Genomic DNA, 5,579 nt, shown 5'->3' with positions numbered 1-5,579 from the left:
AAAAATAATCAACTCATAACCCCTTAAAAATAAGGTTATAAAAAGCGGTTAAAAAATAATTAAGAAATTAATATAAAAAAGTCATTGTTGTATTAAAAAAGGTATCTATATTTGCACCCCGCTACGGAAACATTTCGATGTTTAGTGGTTAGGAAAAGTTCTTAAAAAGTGATGTTATGGTAAGTCAAAAATATTTTAAAATATTTTTCAAATAACATTGTGTAATTAAGAAAAGGGTTTTATATTTGCACCCGCTAAGCGCTGAGCGTTTAGAAAGAAAAGAAATAAGTTCATAGACATATTGAATTGACAGCGTAAGAAGATAATTGGAAACGATTATTTTCAACTAAGAGAATAAACCATTTTGAGTACTTGAAAATTCCATTAGTTGTTAAGAAACAAGTCGCAAGACTTAAAAATTTAACGATGAAGAGTTTGATCCTGGCTCAGGATGAACGCTAGCGGCAGGCTTAACACATGCAAGTCGAGGGGTAACAGAGGTGCTTGCACTTGCTGACGACCGGCGCACGGGTGAGTAACGCGTATAGAATCTGCCTTGCACAGGGGAATAACCAGGAGAAATTCTGACTAATACCCCATAATGTATGTTAATTGCATAATTTACATATTAAAGATTTATCGGTGCAAGATGACTATGCGTCCTATTAGCTAGATGGTGTGGTAACGGCACACCATGGCTACGATAGGTAGGGGCCCTGAGAGGGGGATCCCCCACACTGGTACTGAGACACGGACCAGACTCCTACGGGAGGCAGCAGTGAGGAATATTGGACAATGGAGGCAACTCTGATCCAGCCATGCCGCGTGCAGGAAGACTGCCCTATGGGTTGTAAACTGCTTTTATACAGGAAGAAACCTTTTCACGTGTGAGAAGCTGACGGTACTGTAAGAATAAGGATCGGCTAACTCCGTGCCAGCAGCCGCGGTAATACGGAGGATCCAAGCGTTATCCGGAATCATTGGGTTTAAAGGGTCCGTAGGTGGACAATTAAGTCAGGGGTGAAAGTCTGCAGCTCAACTGTAGAATTGCCTTTGATACTGGTTGTCTTGAATTATTATGAAGTAGTTAGAATATGTGGTGTAGCGGTGAAATGCATAGATATCACATGGAATACCAATTGCGAAGGCAGATTACTAATAATATATTGACACTGATGGACGAAAGCGTGGGGAGCGAACAGGATTAGATACCCTGGTAGTCCACGCCGTAAACGATGGTTACTAGTTGTTCGGATTTCGGTCTGAGTGACTAAGCGAAAGTGATAAGTAACCCACCTGGGGAGTACGTTCGCAAGAATGAAACTCAAAGGAATTGACGGGGGCCCGCACAAGCGGTGGAGCATGTGGTTTAATTCGATGATACGCGAGGAACCTTACCAGGGCTTAAATGTAGATTGACAGGTTTAGAAATAGACTTTTCTTCGGACAATTTACAAGGTGCTGCATGGTTGTCGTCAGCTCGTGCCGTGAGGTGTCAGGTTAAGTCCTATAACGAGCGCAACCCCTGTTGTTAGTTGCCATCGAGTAATGTCGGGAACTCTAACAAGACTGCCGGTGCAAACCGTGAGGAAGGTGGGGATGACGTCAAATCATCACGGCCCTTACGTCCTGGGCTACACACGTGCTACAATGGTAGGGACAGAGAGCAGCCACTTCGCGAGAAGGAGCGAATCTATAAACCCTATCACAGTTCGGATCGGAGTCTGCAACTCGACTCCGTGAAGCTGGAATCGCTAGTAATCGCATATCAGCCATGATGCGGTGAATACGTTCCCGGGCCTTGTACACACCGCCCGTCAAGCCATGGAAGCTGGGAGTGCCTGAAGTCCGTCACCGCAAGGAGCGGCCTAGGGTAAAATCGGTAACTAGGGCTAAGTCGTAACAAGGTAGCCGTACCGGAAGGTGCGGCTGGAACACCTCCTTTCTAGAGAAAGACGACTAAGGAATACAAAATTAGAGGACAATAAATTGTTTATTCTCAAGCTGTTAATTTAAATACTGATAATAATAGTAGAGTCTCATAGCTCAGCTGGTTAGAGCGCTACACTGATAATGTAGAGGTCGGCAGTTCGAGTCTGCCTGAGACTACTAACTACTATTAAAAGGAAATTCTAGAAGTTTGAGTAGTGGTTATTACTAACTACTAACTGCTAATTGCTAACGACTAGTAATTGGGGGATTAGCTCAGCTGGCTAGAGCGCCTGCCTTGCACGCAGGAGGTCATCGGTTCGACTCCGATATTCTCCACGATTCCTGAAAAAGGAAAAACGTTCATTGACATATTGAAAAAGATACATGAAAATTAAAATTAGATTATTCTAATATTAATATAAAAATTGTATGGTTAATTATACTCACCACGAGCGAGTGTAATTAATCAAGATTTAGTTGATTTATCAATTAAATCGAAACTCATTAAAAGACAAAAAGTACAATAAGCTACAAAAGAGCGTATGGGGAATGCCTAGGCTCTCAGAGGCGATGAAGGACGTGATAAGCTGCGAAAAGCTGCGGGGATTGGCACATACAAGTTGATCCGCAGATATCCGAATGGGGCAACCCAGCATGTTGAAGACATGTTATCCGCAAGGAGGCGAACCCGGAGAACTGAAACATCTAAGTACCCGGAGGAGAAGAAAACAATAGTGATTCCGTTAGTAGTGGCGAGCGAACGCGGATTAGCCCAAACCAGCATTGTTACGGCAATGTTGGGGTTGTAGGACCACGAGATTAGAAGCAAGATGAATTAGAACAAGTTGGAAAGCTTGGCCATAGACGGTGATAGCCCGGTATAAGTAAAGAATGTGGATATAGTGGTATCCTGAGTAGTGCGGGACACGAGTAATCCTGTATGAAACAGTCGGGACCATCCGATAAGGCTAAATACTCCTGAGAGACCGATAGTGAACTAGTACCGTGAGGGAAAGGTGAAAAGAACCCTGAATAAGGGAGTGAAATAGATCCTGAAACCATACGCTTACAAGCGGTCGGAGCCCTTTAGGGGGTGACGGCGTGCCTTTTGCATAATGAGCCTACGAGTTACCGTTGCTAGCAAGGTTAAGTGATTAAGTCACGGATCCGTAGCGAAAGCGAGTCTGAATAGGGCGCTTTAGTTAGTAGTGGTAGACGCGAAACCGTGTGATCTACCCATGGGCAGGTTGAAGTTTAGGTAACACTAAATGGAGGACCGAACCGGTTGACGTTGAAAAGTCTTCGGATGACCTGTGGGTAGGGGTGAAAGGCCAATCAAACTCGGAAATAGCTCGTACTCCCCGAAATGCATTTAGGTGCAGCGTTGATTTATAGTTTTATAGAGGTAGAGCTACTGATTGGATGCGGGGGCTTCACCGCCTACCAATTCCTGACAAACTCCGAATGCTATAAAATGTTAATCAGCAGTGAGGGCATGGGTGCTAAGGTCCATGTCCGAGAGGGAAAGAACCCAGACCATCAGCTAAGGTCCCCAAATATATGTTAAGTTGAAAAAACGAGGTTGAACTGCTTTGACAGCTAGGATGTTGGCTTGGAAGCAGCCATTCATTTAAAGAGTGCGTAACAGCTCACTAGTCGAGCGGTTCGGCATGGATAATAATCGGGCATAAACATATTACCGAAGCTATGGACTTGTAAAAGTGGTAGGGGAGCATTGTAGTGGCGTTGAAGGTGTGCTGTGAGGCATGCTGGAGTAGCTACAAAAGAAAATGTAGGCATAAGTAACGATAATGCGGGCGAGAAACCCGCACTCCGAAAGACTAAGGTTTCCTCAGCTATGCTAATCAGCTGAGGGTTAGTCGGGACCTAACGCGAACCCGAAAGGGGTAGTGGATGGACAACAGGTTAATATTCCTGTACCTGCTCATACTAAAAGTGACGGAGGCGTATATTTGGTGCGAACTGACGGAATAGTTCGTTGAAGAGAGTGGTAACACCTCGATAGTACACTAAGGCTACGGCCGCGGTGATAATCCAGAGAAGCGACTTCCAAGAAAAGCGAATGAAGCAGCCCGTACCCTAAACCGACACAGGTAGTTGGGATGAGAATTCTAAGGAGCTCGAGAGATTCATGGTTAAGGAACTAGGCAAAATAGACGCGTAACTTCGGGAGAAGCGTCGCCCATCTACGGATGGGCCGCAGTGAAAGAGTCCAGGCGACTGTTTATCAAAAACACAGGGCTATGCTAAATTGAAAGATGACGTATATGGCCTGACACCTGCCCGGTGCTGGAAGGTTAAGTGGAGTTGTTAGCTTCGGCGAAGCAATCAAATGAAGCCCCAGTAAACGGCGGCCGTAACTATAACGGTCCTAAGGTAGCGAAATTCCTTGTCGGGTAAGTTCCGACCTGCACGAATGGTGCAACGATCTGGACACTGTCTCAACCATGAGCTCGGTGAAATTGTAGTATCGGTGAAGATGCCGATTACCCGCAGTGGGACGAAAAGACCCCGTGAACCTTTACTATAGTTTAGTATTGGCTTTGGATAAGTAATGTGTAGGATAGGTGGGAGACTTTGAAGCGGCGTCGCTAGGCGTTGTGGAGTCATTGTTGAAATACCACCCTTTGCTTGTCTAGAGTCTAACCTTCATCTGAAGGGACAGTGCTTGATGGGTAGTTTGACTGGGGTGGTCGCCTCCAAAAGAGTAACGGAGGCTTCTAAAGGTTCCCTCAGTACGCTTGGTAACCGTGCGTAGAGTGCAATGGCATAAGGGAGCTTGACTGAGAGACCTACAAGTCGATCAGGTACGAAAGTAGAGCATAGTGATCCGGTGGTTCCGCATGGAAGGGCCATCGCTCAAAGGATAAAAGGTACTCCGGGGATAACAGGCTGATCTCCCCCAAGAGCTCATATCGACGGGGGGGTTTGGCACCTCGATGTCGGCTCGTCACATCCTGGGGCTGGAGAAGGTCCCAAGGGTTGGGCTGTTCGCCCATTAAAGTGGCACGCGAGCTGGGTTCAGAACGTCGTGAGACAGTTCGGTCTCTATCTACTGTGGGCGTTAGAAATTTGAGTGGATCTGACTCTAGTACGAGAGGACCGAGTTGGACAAACCTCTGGTGTATCTGTTGTTCCGCCAGGAGCATTGCAGAGTAGCTACGTTTGGAAGGGATAAGCGCTGAAAGCATATAAGCGCGAAACCCACCACAAGATGAGATTTCTTTAAAGGGTCGTGGGAGATGACCACGTTGATAGGTCATAGGTGTAAAGGCAGTAATGTCATAGCCGAGTGATACTAATAACCCATAGGCTTATTGTACGCCTGTTTTTTAGAGTACAAACAAACAATCATATTCATGTCATTTTTTTCAATATGTTAAGATATTTGCTGCAGATACGCAGCAGTATTTAGGAGTTAGTTCCTAGTAGTTAGTTTACTAATTACTTTTAACTAATCACTAATTACTTAAAACTTAAGGTGATTATAGCGATGGGGCTCACCTCTTACCATTCCGAACAGAGAAGTTAAGCCCATTAGCGCCGATGGTACTACATTGTGGAAGAGTAGGTCGTCGCCTTTTTTAAACCCTTCATTATTTATTTAATGAAGGGTTTTTTTATGC

The 5,579-nt window shown here is 45.2% G+C and carries 2 tRNA genes and 3 rRNA genes; all 5 read left to right on the top strand.

Annotated elements, in window-relative coordinates:
* Window positions 1-423 precede the first annotated feature (423 nt).
* Window positions 424-1,945, top strand: a 16S ribosomal RNA gene (locus DU428_RS13260).
* Window positions 1,946-2,035: 90 nt separating this feature from the next.
* Window positions 2,036-2,109, top strand: a tRNA-Ile gene (locus DU428_RS13255).
* 85 nt (window positions 2,110-2,194) lie between these two features.
* A tRNA-Ala gene (locus tag DU428_RS13250) sits at window positions 2,195-2,268 on the top strand.
* 185 nt (window positions 2,269-2,453) lie between these two features.
* A 23S ribosomal RNA gene (locus tag DU428_RS13245) occupies window positions 2,454-5,275 on the top strand.
* Window positions 5,276-5,430: 155 nt separating this feature from the next.
* A 5S ribosomal RNA gene (rrf, locus tag DU428_RS13240) occupies window positions 5,431-5,537 on the top strand.
* Together the 16S, 23S and 5S rRNA genes with 2 tRNA genes alongside form the textbook arrangement of a ribosomal RNA operon.
* The last annotated feature ends 42 nt before the right edge of the window (window positions 5,538-5,579 follow it).

It is taken from the genome of Oceanihabitans sediminis (assembly GCF_003337215.1).
Lineage (GTDB): Bacteria > Bacteroidota > Bacteroidia > Flavobacteriales > Flavobacteriaceae > Oceanihabitans > Oceanihabitans sediminis.
Note: the sequence above shows the minus strand (reverse complement) of the source record. Positions and strands in the feature narration are given on the sequence as shown.